Origin of the sequence: Rhodococcus sp. NPDC077669 (assembly GCF_040686915.1) — a bacterium.
GTDB lineage: Bacteria > Actinomycetota > Actinomycetes > Mycobacteriales > Mycobacteriaceae > Rhodococcoides > Rhodococcoides fascians.
Genome location: NZ_JBFBMD010000006.1, coordinates 239,613 through 260,072, shown reverse-complemented (window position 1 = coordinate 260,072; position 20,460 = coordinate 239,613). Strand labels below are relative to the sequence as shown.

At 63.6% G+C, this 20,460-nt stretch carries 25 protein-coding genes; 17 read left to right on the top strand and 8 right to left on the bottom strand.

Translation table 11 applies throughout. The annotated features are described in order from the left end of the window. The first annotated feature begins 166 nt into the window (after window positions 1–166). The 3 genes from AB0P23_RS10740 (at window position 167) to AB0P23_RS10730 (ending at window position 1,462) form a co-directional block, all read left to right on the top strand. On the top strand, window positions 167–676 hold the full coding sequence (locus AB0P23_RS10740) for a cation:proton antiporter (protein ID WP_363797564.1): 510 nt from the start codon (window positions 167–169) through the stop codon (window positions 674–676). Between the two features lie 130 nt (window positions 677–806). Then, window positions 807–1,115, top strand: a complete 309-nt coding sequence (locus AB0P23_RS10735; RefSeq protein WP_135043299.1) for a WhiB family transcriptional regulator — start codon at window positions 807–809, stop codon at window positions 1,113–1,115. Window positions 1,116–1,240: 125 nt separating this feature from the next. Next, on the top strand, window positions 1,241–1,462 hold the full coding sequence (locus tag AB0P23_RS10730) for an ANTAR domain-containing protein (RefSeq protein ID WP_230593455.1): 222 nt from the start codon (window positions 1,241–1,243) through the stop codon (window positions 1,460–1,462). 144 nt (window positions 1,463–1,606) lie between these two features. Here AB0P23_RS10730 and AB0P23_RS10725 read toward each other — a convergent pair whose 3' ends face one another. Further along, entirely contained in the window at window positions 1,607–2,836 is a 1,230-nt protein-coding gene (locus tag AB0P23_RS10725; RefSeq protein ID WP_196248612.1) for an EAL domain-containing protein, read from the bottom strand. Window positions 2,837–3,259: 423 nt separating this feature from the next. On the opposite strand from AB0P23_RS10725, the gene praA reads away from it, so the two are divergent. Continuing rightward, on the top strand, window positions 3,260–3,769 hold the full coding sequence (gene praA / locus AB0P23_RS10720; RefSeq protein ID WP_032366927.1) for an alkane oxidation protein activator PraA: 510 nt from the start codon (window positions 3,260–3,262) through the stop codon (window positions 3,767–3,769). Window positions 3,770–3,813: 44 nt separating this feature from the next. Further along, window positions 3,814–4,536: a hypothetical protein gene (locus AB0P23_RS10715; RefSeq protein WP_027495562.1), complete on the top strand. Its 723-nt coding sequence runs from the start codon at window positions 3,814–3,816 to the stop codon at window positions 4,534–4,536. A gap of 69 nt (window positions 4,537–4,605) precedes the next feature. Here the strand turns inward: AB0P23_RS10715 and AB0P23_RS10710 are convergent, their stop codons facing one another. Both AB0P23_RS10710 and AB0P23_RS10705 read right to left on the bottom strand, forming a co-directional pair. Next, window positions 4,606–5,715 carry a GGDEF domain-containing protein gene (locus AB0P23_RS10710; protein ID WP_222096339.1) on the bottom strand — a complete coding sequence of 370 codons (1,110 nt, stop codon included), beginning with the start codon at window positions 5,713–5,715 and terminating at the stop codon, window positions 4,606–4,608. Window positions 5,716–5,813: 98 nt separating this feature from the next. Further along, window positions 5,814–6,032: a hypothetical protein gene (locus tag AB0P23_RS10705; protein ID WP_094621470.1), complete on the bottom strand. Its 219-nt coding sequence runs from the start codon at window positions 6,030–6,032 to the stop codon at window positions 5,814–5,816. Window positions 6,033–6,803: 771 nt separating this feature from the next. Here AB0P23_RS10705 and AB0P23_RS10700 point away from each other — a divergent pair. The 6 genes from AB0P23_RS10700 to AB0P23_RS10675 all read left to right on the top strand — a co-directional run bounded on the left by AB0P23_RS10700 (window position 6,804) and on the right by AB0P23_RS10675 (window position 12,038). After that, the gene (locus tag AB0P23_RS10700) at window positions 6,804–8,027 is read left to right on the top strand and encodes an alkane 1-monooxygenase (RefSeq protein WP_283542601.1); all 1,224 of its coding nucleotides are present in this window, start codon (window positions 6,804–6,806) and stop codon (window positions 8,025–8,027) included. After that, the gene (locus AB0P23_RS10695) at window positions 8,027–8,191 is read left to right on the top strand and encodes a rubredoxin (protein ID WP_027495559.1); all 165 of its coding nucleotides are present in this window, start codon (window positions 8,027–8,029) and stop codon (window positions 8,189–8,191) included. The genes AB0P23_RS10700 and AB0P23_RS10695 overlap by 1 nt, the downstream gene beginning before the upstream one ends. Next, window positions 8,188–8,361 carry a rubredoxin gene (locus tag AB0P23_RS10690; protein ID WP_027495558.1) on the top strand — a complete coding sequence of 58 codons (174 nt, stop codon included), beginning with the start codon at window positions 8,188–8,190 and terminating at the stop codon, window positions 8,359–8,361. Before AB0P23_RS10695 ends, AB0P23_RS10690 begins: the two co-directional genes overlap by 4 nt. Then, window positions 8,358–9,572: an FAD-dependent oxidoreductase gene (locus tag AB0P23_RS10685; protein ID WP_363797560.1), complete on the top strand. Its 1,215-nt coding sequence runs from the start codon at window positions 8,358–8,360 to the stop codon at window positions 9,570–9,572. Before AB0P23_RS10690 ends, AB0P23_RS10685 begins: the two co-directional genes overlap by 4 nt. A 10-nt stretch (window positions 9,573–9,582) precedes the next feature. Continuing rightward, complete coding sequence (locus AB0P23_RS10680) at window positions 9,583–10,203, top strand: TetR family transcriptional regulator (RefSeq protein WP_032375138.1); 621 nt, start codon at window positions 9,583–9,585, stop codon at window positions 10,201–10,203. Window positions 10,204–10,574: 371 nt separating this feature from the next. Further along, window positions 10,575–12,038 carry a PLP-dependent aminotransferase family protein gene (locus tag AB0P23_RS10675; RefSeq protein WP_032400354.1) on the top strand — a complete coding sequence of 488 codons (1,464 nt, stop codon included), beginning with the start codon at window positions 10,575–10,577 and terminating at the stop codon, window positions 12,036–12,038. Between the two features lie 38 nt (window positions 12,039–12,076). Here the strand turns inward: AB0P23_RS10675 and AB0P23_RS10670 are convergent, their stop codons facing one another. Both AB0P23_RS10670 and AB0P23_RS10665 read right to left on the bottom strand, forming a co-directional pair. After that, complete coding sequence (locus tag AB0P23_RS10670) at window positions 12,077–12,526, bottom strand: YdeI/OmpD-associated family protein (protein ID WP_032371834.1); 450 nt, start codon at window positions 12,524–12,526, stop codon at window positions 12,077–12,079. 103 nt (window positions 12,527–12,629) lie between these two features. Further along, the gene (locus tag AB0P23_RS10665) at window positions 12,630–13,097 is read right to left on the bottom strand and encodes an SRPBCC family protein (RefSeq protein WP_032400353.1); all 468 of its coding nucleotides are present in this window, start codon (window positions 13,095–13,097) and stop codon (window positions 12,630–12,632) included. Between the two features lie 98 nt (window positions 13,098–13,195). On the opposite strand from AB0P23_RS10665, the gene AB0P23_RS10660 reads away from it, so the two are divergent. Together AB0P23_RS10660 and AB0P23_RS10655 are read left to right on the top strand one after the other, a co-directional pair. Further along, the gene (locus tag AB0P23_RS10660) at window positions 13,196–13,804 is read left to right on the top strand and encodes an ATP-dependent Clp protease proteolytic subunit (RefSeq protein ID WP_032366937.1); all 609 of its coding nucleotides are present in this window, start codon (window positions 13,196–13,198) and stop codon (window positions 13,802–13,804) included. Then, window positions 13,801–14,430: an ATP-dependent Clp protease proteolytic subunit gene (locus tag AB0P23_RS10655; protein ID WP_032383043.1), complete on the top strand. Its 630-nt coding sequence runs from the start codon at window positions 13,801–13,803 to the stop codon at window positions 14,428–14,430. The genes AB0P23_RS10660 and AB0P23_RS10655 overlap by 4 nt, the downstream gene beginning before the upstream one ends. On the opposite strand, the gene AB0P23_RS10650 is transcribed toward AB0P23_RS10655, so the two are convergent. Next, window positions 14,388–14,690 (bottom strand): helix-turn-helix transcriptional regulator, encoded by a 303-nt coding sequence (locus tag AB0P23_RS10650; RefSeq protein ID WP_045841141.1) that lies wholly within the window; start codon window positions 14,688–14,690, stop codon window positions 14,388–14,390. The genes AB0P23_RS10655 and AB0P23_RS10650 overlap by 43 nt on opposite strands. Window positions 14,691–14,755: 65 nt before the next feature. Further along, on the bottom strand, window positions 14,756–15,430 hold the full coding sequence (locus AB0P23_RS10645) for a class I SAM-dependent methyltransferase (protein WP_045841140.1): 675 nt from the start codon (window positions 15,428–15,430) through the stop codon (window positions 14,756–14,758). Between the two features lie 100 nt (window positions 15,431–15,530). On the opposite strand from AB0P23_RS10645, the gene AB0P23_RS10640 reads away from it, so the two are divergent. From AB0P23_RS10640 to AB0P23_RS10630, 3 genes are all read left to right on the top strand, one after another. Next, entirely contained in the window at window positions 15,531–16,202 is a 672-nt protein-coding gene (locus AB0P23_RS10640; protein WP_222072886.1) for a TetR family transcriptional regulator, read from the top strand. Continuing rightward, complete coding sequence (locus tag AB0P23_RS10635; RefSeq protein ID WP_363797557.1) at window positions 16,199–17,131, top strand: TIGR01777 family oxidoreductase; 933 nt, start codon at window positions 16,199–16,201, stop codon at window positions 17,129–17,131. The genes AB0P23_RS10640 and AB0P23_RS10635 overlap by 4 nt, the downstream gene beginning before the upstream one ends. Before the next feature lie 151 nt (window positions 17,132–17,282). Then, window positions 17,283–17,579: a hypothetical protein gene (locus AB0P23_RS10630; protein ID WP_363797555.1), complete on the top strand. Its 297-nt coding sequence runs from the start codon at window positions 17,283–17,285 to the stop codon at window positions 17,577–17,579. Between the two features lie 700 nt (window positions 17,580–18,279). Here AB0P23_RS10630 and AB0P23_RS10625 read toward each other — a convergent pair. Then, entirely contained in the window at window positions 18,280–18,855 is a 576-nt protein-coding gene (locus AB0P23_RS10625; RefSeq protein ID WP_283542609.1) for a cysteine hydrolase family protein, read from the bottom strand. 218 nt (window positions 18,856–19,073) lie between these two features. Here AB0P23_RS10625 and AB0P23_RS10620 point away from each other — a divergent pair, with 218 nt between their 5' ends. Continuing rightward, window positions 19,074–20,402, top strand: coding sequence for a glycosyltransferase 87 family protein (locus AB0P23_RS10620; RefSeq protein WP_283542610.1), 1,329 nt, complete (start codon window positions 19,074–19,076; stop codon window positions 20,400–20,402). Window positions 20,403–20,460: the final 58 nt, after the last annotated feature.

Below are 20,460 nucleotides of genomic sequence, written 5' to 3'. Positions count from 1 at the left end.
TCGGCTGGGCCGTCTCCACTGCGTTCGATCCACCGCACCCCGGTCTCTACGCGGTGTTGATGGCATCGTCCTCGGCCGCGGTCATCATGCCGATAGTCGAATCCAGCAAGACGGCCACATCCGGCGACACTTCGACCTCACCGGACTGCGCCGCCGAATCCACCATGTGTCTGCCCAGCGTAAGTTCGCTCTCGAATTGCGACTCAACCTGGTTCTGCTGTTCGGCCTCGCGGCCCTCGCGGTCCACACTCATGCGTCGGTGATGCTGGCCGGCTTCGGCTTCGGACTGGCCATCGCTGCGATCGGAGAACCGCGACGTCTGGCGAAACAGCTGTTCGCCATCACCGAAGGTTTCCTGGGTCCGCTGTACTTCGTCTGGCTCGGCGCGTCACTCGACCTGCGTGCACTGGGTGGCCACGCGAGCATGATCGTGCTGGGGCTCGTGTTGGGCCTGGGTGCAATCGCGGTGCACGGTGCGATGCGCGCGACAGGCCAGCCCGTCGGGCTTGGGATACTCGCGGCCGCCCAACTGGGCGTTCCGGTTTCGGCCGTGACTCTCGGGGAGCAGAGCAGCGTGCTGGCACCCGGTGAAGGCCCCGCCATCGTGCTCGGCGCACTGGTGACCATCGCGGCGGCGGCCGTCATATCTCGGTCTGCTGCTCGTCGTCCTGCCTGAGCGGTGGGCCAGAACTGCGCGGCTCAACGGCGGGTCTTCGGCGCCGCAAGGCATTTGGTTGTTTCGAGTCTCCAGGGATGGGGAATAAGCGTTGTGGAACGATCGGCACGACGCGAAACGGATCACGACGATGACGGATGACCAGGTCTGGCGCCTCAAGGGTGCGTGCATCGAAGACATGGATGCATACGACTCGCAACAACTTCCTCGGCACGGACGCAAACGCGCAGAGAAGGCATGGCGGCTGTGCGCCGACTGCCCGGTGTTGCGGAACTGCGCCGAGCAAACGGCTCGCGATATCGAGTCGGGTCGCATTCCGGTCGGCGTGGTCGTCGCCGGCGCGGCGTATCACGACAACGCCAGCAACGGTCGCCGAACGGATGCCTACCGCACCCTCGAACTTCTGATCGGGAGACCTCTGGCCAACCCGGCTGCCTGATAACGAGGCGGTTACGGAACGCTACGTCACCGGTAACGGCTACGGCTACGGCACGGTCTGTCGCTTTCACCGCGTGTCTTTCGGTCTCTGACCTGCATGGACGTCAGGTGCGCAACAATGACTGCATGAGCACAGCGCACGTGACGAGGATCGAGGGCCCGCTCGATCTCCAGGACGCGTTGGCGCGTCGCGCGCCTATCGAACAGGCAAAGGGAATCCTGATGGCGGTGCACCGCATCACTGCCGACGAGGCGTTCGCTTTGTTGGTCGAGAGGTCGCAACGTGCCAATCGCAAAGTGCACGACATCGCTCTGGAGTTCGTGCACGAGATGGCCGAGTTGCCCTGACCGACAAGTCGACCCCGCACGCTGTGTTTTCAACGTACGGGGTCTGAGCAATGTGGCAGTCCGGACTACTTCATCACCTGTTGTGCCGTATGCCCTGCCGTGGCTGCCCGAAACATCCAGTACGCACACCACCGGCTCGACCGTTCAGAAGCGCGCGAGAATTGCACGGGCGCAACGGACTACGGTGGCGCGGTCGTACGACATCACATAGTCGAATTCACGATCCGCGTCGGCTTCGCCCCGGTGAAGGTCGATGGCGGCGAGCACTCCGCAGAAATGCGGGCCGAGAACTACCACGTTCCACTCCTCGACGAGTGAGTCCGTCGGGTCGAGCGGGGCGTGCACGATGCCGCCTTCTTGCACGTAGCCCATCCCCACCCCGTAGACGCCGGCGTACGAGATCTGCTCCGCCATCGACACCCACCGCGCACGGCTGGTCGGTGTGAAATGCTCGGCCCGCTGAAAGGTGCCGAGTACCAATGTTTCCGGGCCCGACGCCGACGCCTGCATCTCCAGGGACGTGCTCATGGCCACCAACAGACGCTTGGTGCTCCGCGTCGCGACCTTGCCTGCGGCGGCAATTGCGTACGGCGACTCGAGCGCGGTGGCGGGGGTGCTCCAGGTGGGGAACGGCGGCATGATCTCCGCGGCGTCGGCCGGCAACTCTTCGGTCGTCTGAGCAGCCGGGTACAGCTCGCCCACTCCGTAGGTGGCACCGAGACCGAGTGCCCGGCTGCGGTGCACGGCGGTGTCGACTCCGCTGGCCACGACCACGGCACCGGTTCGCTCCACCTGAGCCGACACCGCGTGCGCCGTACGGGCGGTGGCCAGATCGGGCCGGGTGGAGACCATGGAGGAAGACAGAATGATGACATCGGGTTCGATGAGCGGCAGCAGCGTCAGGGACTGCGGTCGGCGACCGACGTCGTCGACGGCAACCACTTTTCCGTCGCGACGTGCCTTGTCGATCGCGGCCAGTGTGCGCGCCGGGCTGTCCACGAGTGCCGCCTCGGTGACGACGACGATGTCGCGACGCAACTGTTCTTCGGTGGCTTCGTCGAGTGCTGCGAGCGAGTCGACATCCATCGAGACCAGCATCGGTAGCCGAACGGCGCTTTCCAGCCGGGCCACTCCCCACGCGAGAACATCGAGTTCACGCTTGGCGTCCATGGCGCGAGCAGCGCGCTTCAGTGCATCGGCGGAGGCGAGTGGACCGTCCTTCGGGCCGCGCAGTTGTACTTCGATTGCCGCGAGCGCACCGTTATCCAGTCGACAGACCGGGGCGAAATACGGCTGCACCGTCAACTCTCCCGTGTCCGTGTCGACTGTTGAACCTGCTTCGGCCAGCGCGAACGTCACACCACAGTTTGACATGAAAAAACCACCCCCGTCACGCAGGGGTTGCTATCTGTTTCAAACCTCTTCGGGTCGTCTTTTCTCGCTGACGCCAGCCTGAACGACTCAGGTGTCACCGAAGTACTACGGCGCGTCTCGTTTCGGTAACGAACCATAACGGTTCGATAACGCCACAGATGGGTGTTCGACGCGCCCACCATGCCGACTCCCCCAGGAAAAACGGGCCGAAAACTCATGAAGCGCATACCTTCCGAGGTGCCGACCGAAATCAATACCAAGACTTACAACAAACATACCGACCGGATTGTGACTTGTCACTGTCTTGCAAAAGAACATATCCGACATCCATTTCGTCGTCCTAATGTTCGTTTCGGCTGCCGGAGCACCGGAGCCACCGGATGCCCGTCTGGGAGCCGGAAGCTGCTCGGACTTGGAGGATCGATGACGCTCAACCTGCCGTCCCGTACCCGAACGTTCACCACTGTCGCTGCTGCAGTCGCGATTGCCGGGGCCACCCTCGGCGCCGGAAGTGCCGCTGCCGCCACCATCTCGCCGGCGAATACCGCCTTCACCGCACCCGGCACGATCGTCGTCACCACACCGGCCTCGTTCGGGGTACCCGTCAGCTGCTCGATCACCCTGTCCGGATCCACCAGCGCGGACGGCTCGTCGGCGTCGATCACCGACGCGAAGATCAGCGGATCGAACCGCCTCTGCGGCCTGCCGCAGCTGAAGAACCTGCCCTGGACCCTCACTCCCACCAGCTCCACCACCGGTGAGGTCTCGAACGTCGGCTTCTCGCTTCTGGGCTACAACTGCGGGCCCGCAACGCTCGCAGGTTCGTTCGACAACATGACCAACACTCTGACGTCGAGCAACCAGCCGATGTCGGGCAACTGCACGGTGAACAGCCTGTCGGTGCAGCCGAACCCGGCATTCACCTTGTCCTGATCGCCAATTCCTTTCCAGCACAACAACAATATTCAGGAGAGCACGTGAAGATCCGTAACAAAGCCGTCGTCACCGCGACGGCCTTGGCGTCGAGTGTCGCTCTGGCGACCTTGGTCGCCGGCCCGGCCAACGCTGCCGACACCCTTCCCATCACGTTCCAGGCCGACACCACGACCGTGATCGCCAAGACCGGCCAGCCGGTGGTCTTCCCGACCACCGCTCTGGCCACCGACGTCGACCTCGTCGGCGGAACGGTGACCGGCACTCTTGCCTTGCCGCAGGCGTCGGCCGATCTCAAGCTCGGCCCGGCGACGCTCGCCAACTTCACCATCTCGATCGTCGACGCCACTCCGGTCTCCGGCACCATTGCAGCCGGCGGTCCCGCCGAGGCACCGCAGCTGGAGCTGAATGTCGCGCAGAGCTTCAAGATTCGCATCGACTCCGTCAAGCCCCTCGGCATCGGCGGCACCGGATCGTCCGGGTCGGCGGCACTCGACCTGATTCCCCCGGGGAGCAACTGCGTCACCAGCGAGACCACCGCCAATCTGACCGGTGCCCTCGACGCGATCGATCTGATTCAGAACAACGAGGCCGACACCCATGTGAAGGGCACGTACACGATTCCGCAGTTCCAGAACTGCGGCACGTACACCTCGTTGCTCAACGGTCTCATCGCCGGCCCCAACAACACCCTCGACGTGCACCTGACCAACCCGGTCTTCGACGTCGGAACGCAGCAGGCCATCGCGGCCAAGGTTGCTCCGTAGCAACATATTTCGATTCCGTTGACGGCGTCGACCGGTTCCGGAAGTGGGATCGGTCGACGCCGTCGTTCGTCAGTGCGGCTCGCCGGCCGGCCGCGGCGATCGAGGCTCGCCCTCCGACAGGGCGACGCGGTCGCCGCCGAGCCCCTTGGCCCGGTACATCGCACGGTCCGCGCGACCCAGCAACTCTTCCACTGCGGTGCCGATCTCTCGCGTGTCGACAACCGCATGCGCGATGCCTATCGAGGCGGTCAGTGGGGAGCGATCGGTGGCGTTGCACAGACGGATTCGTAGTACCTCTGCGCTGGCGACAACCGAGTCACGGTCGTCGAGGGCAATGATGGCGAACTCTTCGCCGCCGAGCCGAACGGTGATGGCGGGTGCCGGAAACACGTCGAGAATGCGGGAGGCCGCCAGCCGGATCACGGCGTCTCCCTGCAGATGGCCGTATCGGTCGTTGACGGCCTTGAAGTTGTCGATGTCCATCACCACGGCCGTCATTCCGGTTGCCGATCCCGGCCGTAGTCGCAAGTTCCCGATCGCCGCGTCGAATCCCCGCCTGTTCTGCAATCCGGTGAGGGGGTCGTAGAACGCGCCGGTGGCATCGCGTCGCAACATCATCATGAACGTGTGCACGATCAGCGGTGCCGAGAACATCACCAGTATCAAGATCACCAGGTAGACCGTGGCCAGTAACCGTAGTTCGGGTTCGGCCACCAAGGCCGAGCCGTACAGCACAGCGGTCGTGACCAAGGCGAAACCGTAATGGGCGGTGAGCAGCTTGGGACCGTGGAACCCGACGACGTAACTGCCGATGACGGTGAACAGAGCGGCTGTCGGCAGAACCGTCGTGGGAACACCGATGGTGAGCACCACGGCCGCGAGGACGACGTCGGCGTAGAAGACGAAGGCGATCGACATCTGCCAGCTCGGCCAGCCACCGACCCACCAGGCGACCCCGACCGGGACTGTCGTGGCGACGGTGAACCACAGTGCAGCCGTACCCAAAGTGCCTTCGGCGAGGCCCGGCACCACCAACCCGATGGCCGCCGCCGCGCCGAACAGCCAACACCAGAGGCCGATGAGGATCTTCGTGATCTCGAGCGCCTGCTGCGAGCGCGCGAAGGCAACGTTCCATCCGTAGTCGACTGGAAGTGCCCACCATTCGCGCAGACTGTTCACGTATCTCGAGCGGCTTTCCTCGTGTCCCGACTTGGATGAACCAGTGAACCACAGAAGATACCGCCTGGTACGCGAACGGCAGATGTCTTCAGCAGGCGTCAGCCGCGCATGCCGTCCGCCAATTCGAGCACTCGGCCGGCATAGGTGCCGACGAACGCGTCGAGTGCCTGCTGCGACAACTCAGGGCAACCCGCTCGGCGAAAGTAATGTTCGAGATCGACCAGCCGGTCACCCATCCCGACGCGTTGGCGGTCGAGGGCCTCGAGCTCGGTGACCAGTGCTTTGAGCTCCGCTACCTTGCGCAACACGTCGTCCATCGCCGTCACCGTCCACTCGCTCGGGTGTCATATGTAGGAGCGGTGGAGCAAGGCTTCCCTCCTCGCTCCACCGACTCGAACTCTACTCCTGATCGAACACGTGTGCGAATCACATCTGCACATTCGCCGGTTTGTACCATCCAACTTGTGCACAAACCCGAGAAGTGACCTACAGTCTGTGCCATGCTCCAGAAAAGGGGTCCGAACGGCGTTCGGCCGCCAGGCTCGACCAGCCCAATCCAGTTGGCACTCTTAGCAATACTCATTATCGCGGCGATCGCTCTCGTCGTACTCGCCATCGCCGAGGGCCGCTTCTAGCTGTTCGCCATCGAGCGTGTGCGGCGATGCCCCGCGTTCACTCCTACCGCTTCGCCACTGACGCTCCGCGGGCTGCGCCGGCATTCTCGCCGACGCAGCCCCTTCGGGTCAGGATCCGAAGATTGCGCTCACTGCGGTGCTGCCGCTCTCGGCACTTCCGCTGCCGATGAGCCCGAGGATGACGTCGACGATGATCTTGGCGATGAATGCGTCCATAACTACTCCTGATGTGAAGTACCCCCGACGGGATACAGACGAACCTGCGAGTGCCGTGACCATTCGTGACCGATCACAACGAGTCGGAAGGTAGCAGGCCGATTCGTCCAAACGGTGACGCTGTGACTGCCGCAACAATCCATCCACTGATGTACAAATATCTTGATTTGTACACACGGGATACAAATTGCGCGTATTGTCCACACCACAGTGATCCGCCCTACACGAGGAGTGACGATGACGGCATCGAATGTCGACGATCAGGCACAGGCGCCCGTCGACGAGTGGCACGACCGCAAGCGATACCTCTGGCTCATGGGCCTGATCCCGCCGACGGCGGTGTTTCTGGCAACCGGCCTGGTGTGGGCTTTCAACCAGCTCGGTTGGAACGCCGTGGCACCGGTCTGGTGGTGGATCGGCGCGCTGCTCGTCTACGGGTTGCTCCCGATCCTCGACAGGTTCTTCGGACCGGACGGCGACAATCCGCCCGACGAGGCGATGAAGGCGCTCGAGGAAGACAAGTACTACCGCTACTGCACCTACGCCTACATTCCGTTCCAGCTCGCCAGCCTGGTGTTCGCCTGCTACCTCTGGTCCGCCGACAACCTCTCGTGGCTCGGCATCGACGGCGGTCTGGGGCTGCTCTCGAAGATCGGCCTGGCCATCAGCATCGGTGTCATGGGCGGCGTGGGCATCAACACCGCGCACGAGCTCGGTCACAAGAAGGACGACCTCGAACGCTGGCTGTCGAAAATCACACTGGCGCAGACGTTCTACGGCCACTTCTACATCGAACACAACCGCGGTCACCACGTGCGCGTCGCTACTCCCGAGGATCCGGCGAGCTCCAAGTTCGGTGAGAGCTTCTGGGCCTTCCTCCCCCGCAGCGTGTGGGGAAGCCTGCGGTCGTCCTGGGAACTCGAGAAGACTCGCATGGAGCGACTGGGCAAGAGCACGTGGAGTATTCACAATGATGTACTCAACGCGTGGCTGATGTCCGTCGTCCTTTACACGGTCCTTGCCGTTGTGTTCGGCCCGATCGTGTTGCCGTTCTTGGCCGTTCAGGCAATCTACGGCTTTTCGCTGCTCGAAACGGTCAACTACCTCGAGCACTACGGCCTGCAGCGCCAGAAGAAGGACAACGGCCGCTACGAGCGATGCACCCCCGAGCACAGCTGGAACTCCGATCACATCGTGACCAACATCTTCCTGTATCACCTTCAGCGACACAGTGATCACCATGCCAACCCCACCCGGCGCTACCAGACTCTGCGTAGCATGGACGGAGCACCCAACCTGCCGAGCGGTTACGCAAGCATGATCTCGCTGGCCTACTTCCCGCCCGTGTGGCGCAAGGTGATGGATCACCGCGTTCTCGATCACTACGACGGCGACATCACTCGCGTCAACATCCAGCCGTCCAAGCGGGAGAAGATCCTCGCTGCCTACGGAGCGAAGTGATGGCTGTCTACGAATGCCCGGTGTGCGAGTTCGTCTACGACGAGACCGCGGGCGCACCACGCGAGGGCTTCCCGGCCGGAACTCCGTGGTCCGAGGTACCCGACGAGTGGCCGTGCCCCGACTGCGGCGTCCGAGAGAAAATCGACTTCAGGAGCAAGCAATGAAGCTTTATCGCTGTGTGCAATGCGGATTCGAGTACGACGAAGAGCTCGGCTGGCCCGAGGACGGCATCGAACCCGGCACGCGTTGGGACGACATTCCCGACGACTGGTCGTGCCCCGACTGCGGTGCGGCCAAGGCCGATTTCGAGATGGTCGAGGTCGAGCGCGGGTGACCGCTCGCCAACCCGGCAACGTCGTGATCGTCGGCACCGGGGCCGCCGGATACACCGCCGCCAAAGTGCTTCGCGCCGAGGGTTTCACCGGATCCATCACGATCGTCGGTAGCGAACCGGAGACCACGTACCGTCGACCGACTGTCTCCAAGGAACTGCTGCTGGGTACGAAATCGGTCGATCAGGTTCAGCTCGGTGCAGCCATCGACGGGGTCGATGTACGCACAGGCGTCACGGCTACCGCCGTCACCGATTCCGAGGTGCACCTGGACGAGGGAGCTCCGGTCCCGTACGACGCCCTGCTGCTGGCAACGGGTTCTCGTGCACGGCAACTCGACCTACCGGGTGCCGAGCATGTGTTCACCCTTCGCACCGCAGCCGATGTCGCCCCGCTGCAGGCCGAGATCGTCCGAACGAGATCACTGTTGGTGATCGGCGGCGGCCTGATCGGGTGCGAGGCGGCGGCAGCGGCACGATCGCTCGGTGCCGAGGTCACGGTGTTGGAGGCGGCATCGGCTCCGCTGAATCGGATCGCACCGGCCGCGATCTCGCAGATGTACCGAGACCTGCATGCCGACAACGGCGTCACGATGCGCACCGACGTCGCCGTGACCGGCCTGGAGAAGCTGGCCGACGGCACCGTTCTCGCAACCTCCGAGGACGGTCGTTCATGGTCCGCCGGCACCGTGCTGATGTCCGTCGGCTCGGTCGCGAACACCGAGCTCGGGGCGGACCTGGGCCTCGAGACCGCGTCGGGAATCTTGGTGGACGCCGGCATGCGTACGTCGAGACCGAACGTCTACGCCGCGGGCGACGTCGCCGAAGTTCCCAACTCGGTACTCGGCGGGACGTATCGGAGTGAGCACTGGAACGGAGCCGTCGATCAGGCGACCCGGGCGGCGCGATCCATCCTCGGTCTCGATGTGGGTGCTCTCGATGTTCCGTGGGGATGGTCCATGCAGCACGGCGTCAACCTGCAATTCGCGGGGTGGACCGATACACACGACGAGTATTTCGTGGTTCGCGGCTCCATCGAAAGCCGTCGGTTCACGGCCTGCGCGGTGCGCGACGACAGGCTCGTCGGGGCAATCGGGGTAGGTCATCCCAAGGACATCCGGCAGGTCCGCACCCTCATCGCGAGCGCGGGCCCCGTCGATCGGAACAGTCTCGAAGAAGGTTGGCTGGACAGGCCACATGCGGTCGTTCGATAGAGTCGTGTTCATGCCCGCCGCCGAACAGACGTCGACTCCCGGTCGATACCGTGAAGCCGCGTCCACTCTGGCGCGCGATGTGGCGCTCGATGCGCTGCGCGAGTTGTTGCACGAGCGCAACTGGCGCAACGTCACGATGAGCCACATCGCCAAGGCCGCGGGGTTGAGCAGGCAGAGTCTGTACAACGAGTTCGGTTCGCGACGCGGCGTCGCACAGGGGTATGCAATCAGATTGACGGACGCGTTCGTCGCGATGTGCGAGACCGCGCTGTACCAACACGAGAACGATGCGTCCGCCGCTCTGAGACAGGGCTTTTCGTCGTTCTTCGAGCTGAGCGGTCTGGATCCACTCGTCCGATCTCTGCACAGCGGCGACGCGCCGGAGGATCTTCTGCGCCTGATCACCACCGACAGTGAGGTCCTGATCGACCGTGCGGGCGAGCGTCTGGCGGAGACATTTCAGCGTGGATGGGTGGGCGCAAGTCCACGACAGGCCGACGTCATCAGCAAGTCCATCGTGCGCCTGGCCCTGAGCTACATTCCCGAGCCGCCCGACGATGTCGCCTCTGCCGCAGACGATCTCGCCCTGCTGCTGACGCCGTTCATCGACTCCATCGCCGACGGCAACTGACCTCGGCGCCCGTAGTTCGCACCCACCCCCAGTTCTCGCACCCACCCCCGCTTCTCTCCACCCACCCCCGCTGATCTCGCAAACGCGCGCGCGTTTGCCAGGTGCGAGCGAAATAGGCCCCGAATCGGTAGCGAACTCGGACGCGTCTGACAAATGCGCGCGCGTTTGCCGCAGCACAGCCACATCAGTCGACGTTCACACGACTGCGCGGCGGACCAGCAGGAGCGCTTCTCCCTCCCTCCCGCAGGGCGACCACGGTCCATCCCGCGCCGACCAGAGACAAGGCCAATACAGCTCCAATTGCGATCATGCGACAACAATGGACTGGTTTTACCGTGAATAGTTCAGTCCAGTGTGCGACAGTGGACTGCATGGACTCGTTCGACGCCACCGCGATCTCGGCCCCGGAGTTGGCAGCACGCATCGGCCCGTCGACGCTGCGCAACAGATCCGGTGGTCCGCTCTACCTCGAGATCGCCGACGAGTTGCGGCGGCTGATCGAGAACGGCGAGGTGTCGGCTCAGACGCGGCTACCCGCCGAGCGGGCACTCTCGATCAGTCTGGACGTCAGTCGGGTCACGGTGGCGTCGGCCTATCGCCACCTCCGTGAAGGTGGCTGGATCAGCGCCCAACGGGGCTCGGGCACATACGTTTCCCCGACGGGGTCGATACCGGCCTGGAGTTCCCTCGCCGGCGACCGTGACACTGCGACAGTGGAATTGGTCAACGCGTCACCGTCGGCTTCTCCCCTGCTGGCCGATGCGTACGGCGTTGCGGCCCAGAGGATTCAGGGCCGATTCGCGTCCGGCGGCTATGCCCCACTCGGGCTGTTCGAGCTCCGCGAATCGATCGCCGCCTACTACCGGGGGCGCGGAGTGTCGACCACAGCCGAGAACATCCTCGTCACCTCCGGTGCCACCGACGCCATCCATGCGGTGTTGGCGACATTCACCGAGCCGGGCGCCCGCGTGTTGGTCGAGCACCCGACGTATCCGGGTGTCGTCGAACTCGTCCACTCGCTCGGCGGCCGATGCATCCCGGTGCCCATCGACCCGGACGACACCGAGGAGTTCGTGCCGGCCGCAGACCGGGCCGCACGTCAGAGCGCACCGACCCTGGCCTATTTCATGCCCGACTTCTCCAATCCATCGGGAGCTCGACTCCCCCTCGGCACCCGCCGACAGCTGTCCGCGACGATGCACCGCCACGCAGTACTGACCATCGTCGACGAGGTAGCAGCGGACCTGTCCCTCGACGGGTCGCCCGACATCGAACCCTTCGGGGCGGCAACGCCGGACATTGCGACGGTAACGATCGGGTCGACGAGCAAGACGGTGTGGGGTGGGCTGCGAGTCGGGTGGGTTCGCGCCGAGGCAGGGCTACTGGCGAGAATTGCCGCCACCTATGCGCGACGCCAACTCTCGACGTCCATTCTCGATCAACTCGCTGCGGTCGAGTTGATGGGCAAATACGACGAGGTACGCCGAGTGCGCGCCGACATATCGAGAGTCGCACGTGATCACACCGTTGCTCTGATGCGAGATCGATTGCCTGATTGGCACTTCCGCGTTCCGGACGGCGGGCTGGCATTGTGGTGTTCCCTGCCCGACGGTCTTCGATCCAGTGCCCTTGTCGCCGAAGCTCAATCGCACGGCGTGCTGTTGGCACCCGGACTACGATTCGGGACGGGATATGCCTTCGACGACCGTCAACGCATCCCCTTCACTCGTTCACTCCCCGACATCACCTCGGCTGTGGATATTCTCGCGCGCCTGTCTGCTGCGGACAGGTCGACGGAGATCGTCGCATCGAACAGGCCCGCGACAGTGGTCTGATCGACGCTGACACCCGCGCCCCCATGCCGGGTCGTACGTCAGGGCCGAAGAGCCGCGACGATCGACGCGATGCGACGGTCACGGGTGTCGGCGCGCTTGGCGTCGGCGACCGATCGTGCGTGCTCTTTTCTCTTCGACGGAGACAGTGCGTCGAATGCTGCGCGCACCGCAGGTTCGGCGTCGAGTGCAGTGGCGAGCTCCGCCGGTAGCTCGACGGTGCGCGGTTCGGCATCGAGTTCGATGGTCACGTCGACGGTGTCGCCGGCCTCGACTCCGAGCGTGGTGCGCACACTCTTGTTCAGGCCCAGCAGGTTCTCCCCGCCCATGCGCCCGATGCGTCCTGCCACCGTCTGCCCACCGATCGTGAACCGCACCGGCGGCGTCTTGGTGCTGCCGAGTGAGGCGACCTGGGCGTCGGTCAGCACGATCGCAGCCGCTGGGCCGCGAGGCTCGAGGACCGCGGTCAGTTGAAGAACCGTCGACGTCATCGGCACAGAATAGGCGCGACTACAGGGCTGAGTGTCCACAATTCGTGTCTGCAGGCGGAATCGCGCGCCGACGCGAAAAGTGGACAGCCAGCGCACCTACCTGTCAGGACTCCGATTCGATGATGCGCTTGATGGCCGCCAGGGTGCGCGGAATGCCGTCGAGCGCGGCCTTGCTGCGGGTGTCGATCTGCTCCTGCGCGGAGTCTCCGAATTTGCGGTGGAAGAGAGCGATGCCGTCGGGCAGGAAGTTCCAGTTCTCGGTCAGCCGGGTGCCGCCGTCCACCGCTTCGAGTGTGTATCCCCAGCGGACGAAGTTGTCGCCGACGACCCACGCGAATTCGCGTCCGGGCTCGGCCACTGCGACGGTCGAGACCGTTTCCCAGGTGCGGTCGGGTGTGACGTTGCGTCCGGTGAACGTCGATCCCACACCGCCGCCGTCGGGTTCGTTCCACCGGCACGCCTGGCAGATCGGGCTCCATTCACCTGTTCGGGTGACGTCGGATACGACGGCGTAGACGTCCTCGGGCGATGCGGCGACGACGACGGAATCGGAGAATTCGAGTGCTGTCATGCCTCCATTGTCCCTCGAGCGTCACGCAGCTCTGAGCAGCGTCTCTGCCGACAGCAGAATCGTTGGCACACAGCGCTATTGGAGTTCACACTCGAACCATGAGCGAGACACCCCGAATGTTCCCACCCGAACTGCGCGACCGACTCCTACGTCATCGAATCCTCGTGCTCGACGGCCCACTCGACGACGACAACGGCACCGTCCTCACCACCCACCTGTTGACGATGGCGGCCGAGAATCCGTCGGCCGATATTGCCCTGTGGATTCACTCCCCTGGCGGATCGGTGCCTGCCATGCTCGCGATCCGCGACGTGATGCACCTGATTCCCTGCGACGTCTCGACGTTGGCACTCGGATTGGCCTGCAGCGCCGGTCAATTCCTGCTGTCGTCGGGAACACCCGGAAAGCGCTACGCACTACCGCATTCGCGGATTCTGATGCACCAGGGCTCGTCCGGCATCGGTGGTTCTGCTGTCGAAGTGGAGGTGCAGGCCAACGATCTTCGTCATACCCGCGATACGGTGCTCGGCCTCATCGCCGACGACACCGGGCAGACACGAGAGCAAATATTCGACGACTCCTTGCACGATCGTTGGTTCACCGCGGACGCCGCGCGTGACTACGGGTTCGTCGACGCCATCGTCAGTTCGTTCGATCAGGTCATGCCTGCGCGTCGGGTGTCGTTCGGGATGGAGATGGCCCGATGAGTACGTACACCATTCCCAATGTCGTCACCCGTGATTCGCGCGGCGAACGCGTCGTCGACGTCTATTCGCATTTGCTCAGCGAACGCATCGTGTACCTCGGTACTGCATTGGATGCCGGTGTTGCGAATGCGATGATCGCGCAGCTGTTGCATCTCGAGGCCGACTCCCCCGATCAGGAAATCTCGATGTACATCAACTGCGAGGGCGGCGACACTGCGGCCATGTTGGCGATCTACGACACGATGCAGTTCATCGGATCCCCTGTCGCCACAACATGTGTGGGGCAGGCAGTGGCGGCCGGCGCGGTGCTGCTCGCCGCAGGTGCACCGGGTCGACGTTCGGCGTTGACGCACAGCCGGGTGGTGTTGCATCAGCCAGCGGGGCAAGGGCGAGGCACCATTCCCGATCTCATTCTCGCCGCCGACGAGATCGTCAGGGTACGCGCCGAGATGGAGATGATCCTGGCGAAACACACCGGACGCGATGCCGCGAAGATTCGGCACGACACAGACCGTGACCTGGTGTTGACGGCTCCGTCGGCGCTGCAGTACGGCCTGGTCGACCAAGTCCTCGAGGGACGACGTCAGGCAGCCATCAACGTCGCATTGCCGCGGGACAGGTCGTGATGCGCCAGGCCTGAAATTTCGGCCATCGACGTGCCGAGTGCCCCGACGACGGCCGCAAGGATCTCACTCGACGGGTCCTTGCGGCCGCGTTCGAGCTCCGAAAGATACTGCGGTGCAATCCCTGCGCGCGCCGCCGTGTCGGCGAGCGTGTCGCCGCGGGAGTGTCTGCGCTCGCGCAGCCGGCGACCGACCACCTCACGCCACAGCGGTTCCACTGCGCGTGCTGCTCGGCGCTCATCGATTCGTATGACCTCGCCCATGATCGGAGCCTAAGCCTCGATTCCATGGAGGGTCGGCGATTCTGCTCAGAGCAGAGAACCTTCGATCACCCGGGCTGTGTCCATTCGATGGTGTGCCTGAATCCGACGCGATGTCGCATCGTTGCCCCGGGCAGTATCGCGTCGACCGACCGCTTCACTTCGTCGAAACTGAGCACCGGGTCCTTGACCGGGAAAGGTGCCGGCTGCTTTCCCGCTGGGCTCGGCCAGGGATGGCCGACGAAGCCGATCAGCGGGTTGGTCACGATGGATACGGCGTCCCACAGCAGATCCCGGGGACTTCGTGGCGCAGCCATACCCACGACGAGCAGCCGGCCGTTCGGCGCGAGAACACGCTCGACGTGGCGAAGCGTGTCGTCGATGTCGAGGTGGTGGAGAACGGCGATCATCGTGATCAGATCGACGGATTCGTCCGCCCACGAGTCGAGTTGGCGTTCGGAGACAGTCACATTGGTGACATCGGAGCACGCAAGACCTGTGCGGCGGCGCATGTCGGAGTCGATGTCGACTCCGGTGACGTGATCGAAATACGGTGCGAGAGAGTGCACGAGACCGCCACGGCCACAACCCACGTCGAGTGCCTCGCGTCGTCGGCTCGGCAGGTTGGCGAGAATCCAACTGTGGAAGTAGTCGTTGTGACTCCACGGATGCCGCGCATTCAGCGCTTGCACCCATTGAGCCCCCTTGCCTCCGATCAGCGAGGTTCCCATTCGTCTGAGCATGCGTCGAGTATCCAGGCCAGTGCCCGGCCATTGCGCTTGAACATGTTCAAAAATGGGTCTACCGTCCTTTTTGAACACGTTCAGAAAACGAGGTGACCGCATGGCCCGCACATCCGAGACGCGCGACAAGCTGGTCGAAGTCGCTCTTCGGCTGTTTCGCGAAGAGGGGTTCCAGGCCACCACCATGCGCCGGATAGCCGACGAGGCCGGCGTGTCGCTCGGCAATGCGTATTACTACTTCGCCGGGAAGGACGAGCTGGTCAATGAGCTCTATGTGGTGATCCAGCGCGATCACCGCGAACGTGCGGAGCAGGTCATCACCCAGGGCGGGTCACTGTCGGAGAACCTGGCCGCGGTTCTGCATTCCGGCTTGGACGTCCTGACGCCGTATCACGCGTTCGGCGGCGCGTTCCTCCAGCTGGCGCTGCCGACGAGGTCCAGCTCCAGTCCGTTCTCCGAGGAATCCTCCGACGCCAGAGCCATGGCCATCGATCTGATGCGCACGACGCTGGATGCATCGAAGCAGAAGGTACCCGCGTCGCTGAACGATGCACTCCCGCTGCTGCTCTGGATGATCTACATGGGCGTCACGCTGCACTGGGTCACCGATTCGTCCGACAACCAGGCTCGCACCCGCACTCTGGTCGACGGGCTCGTACCCGTCGTATCCAAGGCGGTTCGTCTCGCCCGACTCCCGGTTGCGCGCGGCCTGGTAGCCGATGTCGCCGGTCTCCTGAAACGAATGACCTCTCCAGAAGGGTTTAGTCGATGACCGATTCACCATCGACCGTCGTCCTGTGCGGTGCCTCCGGCTACATCGGCGGGTATCTGCGCAGCTACTACGAGGACCGCGGTATCGGCGTCAGGACGGTCGGACGCGGATCGTCCAGCGATGCACCATGGTCCGACCATCGCGGCCTCATCGAGGTCCTGAACGGGACCGATCTGGTGGTCAACCTCGCCGGCCGCTCGGTGAGCTGTCGCTACAACAAGGCCAACGCCGACGCGATCATGTCGTCGCGAATTCAGACCACAGCCCAGCTCGGGCGTGCCTTGGCCCAGGTACAGAATCCACCCGCGCTGTGGGTCAACGCGAGCACCGGAACCATCTATCGCGATGCCCGCGACAGGTCGATGAGCGAACGGGACGGCGAACTGGGATCGGGCTTCTCGGTCGAGGTGGCCAGGTCGTGGGAGCGCGAACTGTTCGACGCCGACGTGTCGATTCGCAGAGTGGCACTGCGGTTGTCGATCGTGCTGGGCGCAGGCGGCGGGGCGATCAACCCGATCATCGATCTGGCACGAGTGGGATTGGGGGGCCGCATGGGCGATGGTGGCCAGATGTTCAGCTGGGTTCACGTCGACGATGTCGCTCGGACTCTCGACCACCTGTACGCCACCTCGCACGTCGCCGGACCTGTCAACGTGGCGACACCGTTCCCGGTGACCAACGAGGTTCTGATGCACCAGGTTCGATCTGCTCTCGGTCTCGATCACGGACTGGCGACGCCGGCATGGCTGCTGAAGCTGGGCGCACGGGTGATCCGAACCGAACCCGAGCTGGTCCTCAAGAGTCGGTGGGTCGAGCCGCAGGTGTTGACCGACAGCGGGTTCGACTTCCGATACCCGACGCTGGAGGGTGCGTTGGCCGACATCGCATCTCGGACGCGACCCCGCCTGCTCCCCGTCGCCCTCGGCTGACGGGGACCTCCGAGCGTTACACCAGCGACGCCGAGAGGCCGCCGTCCAGAATGTAGTGAATTCCCGTGATCCACGTTGCACGGTCCGAGGCGAGGGAGCGTCACTCGACGTCTTGGACATCGAGGAACGTCGCGAAGACATAATTTGGCGCGTGGTGACGAAGTACTGCGAACTACGCGGCTCCGAATCGGCCCTCGACCGCCCCTCCGCCTACATCCTGCTCGACGGGATCTTTCAACGCGCCTTGCTCCACCATCTTGCGGGCAACACCTCCGAAATCGACGCAGCCCGAGCACAATTGACGGCCGCATTCGCGTTGTTGGACCTTCCGAACGTCCGACTTCTTGATCTTCTCCAGCGGGTAACCCCCCACCACCACGACGACGACGACGACGACGACGACGAAGCAGCCAGACCGGCCAGCTCCCAAGTCGTTCTTTCACGGTGAAAGTCGGAGCCGATCCATACGATCGGCACCACAGCCATCATGGAACTGACCGTGCACCAGATCCCGACCGATCGATTGGCTCGTGCACGCAGTCGGGGTGTCGATTTCACCGTGTCCGACACTCGTGCACCGTAGTAGTCGGGATGCGTTGCCCTGCCACGGAATCCGACGGATGCCGCGTACGCAAGCGCGACGAACCAGAGCATCAGCATCAGCACGGTGTTCATGGGCTATATTGCGGACGCTCGACGTCGACTCTTCAGTTCGCGAAAATTCCGAATCGTGTTGGAGCAAGCCCATGCCGCGATGAGCGGCACCAGAATTGCGGCTGATGCGGTAGCTGTCGCACACACCAGAACAACGACGGCGTAGGCAATGAGTGTCACCACCACCGCGTCGACTTTCCTTCCGATCGACGACCCCGGTGTGACGACGATTCCGGGGAACCTCGGAGAGTCGGCCAGTGTGCGAACTGCCGCAACACACGCGGCGAGACCGCCCACGACCAGGAACGAGAACAGCAACACTTCACCGAAACCCGTGTCGGCCCAATCTATTCAAGGGTCGAATATCCCGTGGACCAGCGACGAGAGAGTCGGGATCGACGCGATGTACCCCAGATACAGCAGCACAATGGGTCCCGCGAGCCCTGCTACTGCTCCCCGATCGGCCATACCGAACGGTACCAAATTGGGCGACGTCAGTGGGAAGTTATGCCTTTCGTTTCGATCACCGTCGCGAACTCGCCGTGCAGGTTGGTGGCCGTGATGGCCGACAGTGTTGCGGCGGGTACGACTGTCCCGTCGAGCGCGACGCGATCGAAGGTGTGCGTCGCGTCTATGACGAAGTAGGTGTCGTAGCCGAGGTTCCCAGCCATCCTCGCTGTGGTCTCACAGCAGTGATTGGTGGTGATTCCGCAGATGACCACCTGGTCGATGTCCTCGCCTCGCAGCCATGCGTCCAGATCGGGAGTGCCGTAGAAGCTCGAATTGACGCGTTTGTGGACGAGCAGATCCGGAATCCCGTCGAGCATGTCCTTGAAGCGATGCCCGTCCTGCGTCGGCGACAACGGCGACTCCGGATTGTCGGAATCGTGCTGAACGAATACCACGGGCCAAGCCCGGGACCGCCAGAACTCAACGAGATCGACAATATTGCTCTCGCACGACGGGTTGTCCCGTGGACCCCAGAATTCCGAGTTTTCGAAACCGGCCTGCACATCGACGACGATCAATGCAGGTCGACGAAGGTCGGCCACCCGGATATCCATGGACATCCATGGACATCAACCTATCCGGTGCCGATCGGGACAGCGAAAATCCCGGGTCGAGTTGCGGCCCGGGATTTTCGTCGAACTATCGCGTCGCGAGTTCGTAGATCAACAGTCCGGAGAGCGAGAGGACGGAGACGAGTCCCAGCCACACGCTGACAAAACGTACCGGTCTGTCCGTGTCGAGTTCCTTGTATCAGGTACAACGATCTATCGTGTAGGCCATGACGACGTCCAGTTTTCGGCCGCTCTACGCGCGGTCAGACTCGGACGTGCGCGCAGAGAACGCCCCGGAGTCGGCCATCCGGGAGACGCAACCGGAAGTGCATGCGACGCGCGTTGGCCGGCTCGGTTGGCGCTGGTTCCTCGCGTCGGCCATCGCCGCGTGCGTCGCGGTCGTTGCGCACGCCTACTTCCTGGGATGGTCGACCCCCTTCGGTCTGTTCGGCAACGGAATCGACACCATCGTCTATCGACACGGCGCGTACGTCGTTCAGCATGGCGAGCCGCTCTACGAGTTCGCATTGTTCGACATCGGCCTACCGTTCACCTACCCGCCCTTCGCGGCGTTGGCCTTCGCCCCGCTCGCCCTCCTCTCGGTCACGAGCGCTGTGACGGTGGTCCAGGCGATCAATCTGTTGCTGATCTACGCGGCCGTGGTCGCGAGCTGGCGCGCGCTCGGATATCGAAGCGCAACAATGTATCTCGTCAGTGTCGGATTGGCAGTGGCACTGACGTGGCTCGAGCCCGTCCGCATGACCATCTGGCTCGGCCAGATCAATGTGCTTCTACTGGTTCTCGTTCTGCTCGATCTCACCCGCGGCGAGGGCAGTCGGCTCCGCGGTGTGGGGGTCGGCATCGCTGCAGGACTGAAATTGACGCCCGCATTCTTCGTGCTTCATCTACTGGCACAGAGACAGTGGCGAGCAGCCGTCACCGCGATCGCCGCGTTCACGGTGACCGTGCTTGCAGGACTGATCGTCATTCCCGCAGATTCGTGGAGATTCTGGACGTCGACGATGATCGACTCGGAACGAATCGGCGCACTTGCCTCACCCGCCAACCAGTCGATTCATGGCGTGTTGGCTCGACTGTGGCCGGGCAACACACCTCCATTTGCTGTGTGGCTGGTGCTCGCCCTCGTCGTCGCCGCCCTGGCGCTGTGGGTGGCGGCACGCGCACAGGCAGCCGGAAAGACGTTGCTGGCCCTGACGATATGTGGAATGGCGACGCCGATGGTCTCGCCTTTCGCGTGGGGCCATCACTGGGTGTGGTGCATTCCGCTGACCGTCCTCGCTCTCGACTATGCCAACCGACACCGAACCTGGTGGAGTTGGCTGGTCCCGATCGCCGTGACCACGCCGATGATTGCCTGGTACTTCACCGACTACCGCGGCATCAAGGCCATCGGAATCTTCATGTTCGAGGGCTCCCCCGCCTTCGAGTTCGCCGTCCAATTCACCTATCCCGCGGTATTTCTGGCGACCCTTGTCGTGGTTTTCGTCGGTCTGAGGATCAGGCCCACTGCGGGCCATGACAATGCTCGCCAATAGGCGCACACGCGTCCGCCCGATCCGGTGACCGTCCTGCTCACCAGGGATGGGCAGCGAT

Excerpts from the sequence above, each read along its gene's own strand:
- AB0P23_RS10735 (WP_135043299.1), top strand. The coding sequence starts at position 807 with ATGACGGATGACCAGGTCTGGCGCCTCAAGGGTGCGTGCATCGAAGAC.
- AB0P23_RS10645 (WP_045841140.1), bottom strand. The coding sequence starts at position 15,430 with ATGCTCAGACGAATGGGAACCTCGCTGATCGGAGGCAAGGGGGCTCAA.
- AB0P23_RS10625 (WP_283542609.1), bottom strand. The coding sequence starts at position 18,855 with ATGTCCATGGATATCCGGGTGGCCGACCTTCGTCGACCTGCATTGATC.
- AB0P23_RS10665 (WP_032400353.1), bottom strand. The coding sequence starts at position 13,097 with ATGACAGCACTCGAATTCTCCGATTCCGTCGTCGTCGCCGCATCGCCC.
- AB0P23_RS10655 (WP_032383043.1), top strand. The coding sequence starts at position 13,801 with ATGAGTACGTACACCATTCCCAATGTCGTCACCCGTGATTCGCGCGGC.
- AB0P23_RS10705 (WP_094621470.1), bottom strand. The coding sequence starts at position 6,032 with ATGGACGACGTGTTGCGCAAGGTAGCGGAGCTCAAAGCACTGGTCACC.
- AB0P23_RS10725 (WP_196248612.1), bottom strand. The coding sequence starts at position 2,836 with ATGTCAAACTGTGGTGTGACGTTCGCGCTGGCCGAAGCAGGTTCAACA.
- AB0P23_RS10670 (WP_032371834.1), bottom strand. The coding sequence starts at position 12,526 with ATGACGTCGACGGTTCTTCAACTGACCGCGGTCCTCGAGCCTCGCGGC.
- praA (WP_032366927.1), top strand. The coding sequence starts at position 3,260 with ATGACGCTCAACCTGCCGTCCCGTACCCGAACGTTCACCACTGTCGCT.
- AB0P23_RS10640 (WP_222072886.1), top strand. The coding sequence starts at position 15,531 with ATGGCCCGCACATCCGAGACGCGCGACAAGCTGGTCGAAGTCGCTCTT.
- AB0P23_RS10675 (WP_032400354.1), top strand. The coding sequence starts at position 10,575 with ATGGACTCGTTCGACGCCACCGCGATCTCGGCCCCGGAGTTGGCAGCA.
- AB0P23_RS10690 (WP_027495558.1), top strand. The coding sequence starts at position 8,188 with ATGAAGCTTTATCGCTGTGTGCAATGCGGATTCGAGTACGACGAAGAG.
- AB0P23_RS10660 (WP_032366937.1), top strand. The coding sequence starts at position 13,196 with ATGAGCGAGACACCCCGAATGTTCCCACCCGAACTGCGCGACCGACTC.
- AB0P23_RS10700 (WP_283542601.1), top strand. The coding sequence starts at position 6,804 with ATGACGGCATCGAATGTCGACGATCAGGCACAGGCGCCCGTCGACGAG.
- AB0P23_RS10650 (WP_045841141.1), bottom strand. The coding sequence starts at position 14,690 with ATGGGCGAGGTCATACGAATCGATGAGCGCCGAGCAGCACGCGCAGTG.
- AB0P23_RS10695 (WP_027495559.1), top strand. The coding sequence starts at position 8,027 with ATGGCTGTCTACGAATGCCCGGTGTGCGAGTTCGTCTACGACGAGACC.
- AB0P23_RS10680 (WP_032375138.1), top strand. The coding sequence starts at position 9,583 with ATGCCCGCCGCCGAACAGACGTCGACTCCCGGTCGATACCGTGAAGCC.
- AB0P23_RS10635 (WP_363797557.1), top strand. The coding sequence starts at position 16,199 with ATGACCGATTCACCATCGACCGTCGTCCTGTGCGGTGCCTCCGGCTAC.
- AB0P23_RS10730 (WP_230593455.1), top strand. The coding sequence starts at position 1,241 with ATGAGCACAGCGCACGTGACGAGGATCGAGGGCCCGCTCGATCTCCAG.
- AB0P23_RS10620 (WP_283542610.1), top strand. The coding sequence starts at position 19,074 with ATGACGACGTCCAGTTTTCGGCCGCTCTACGCGCGGTCAGACTCGGAC.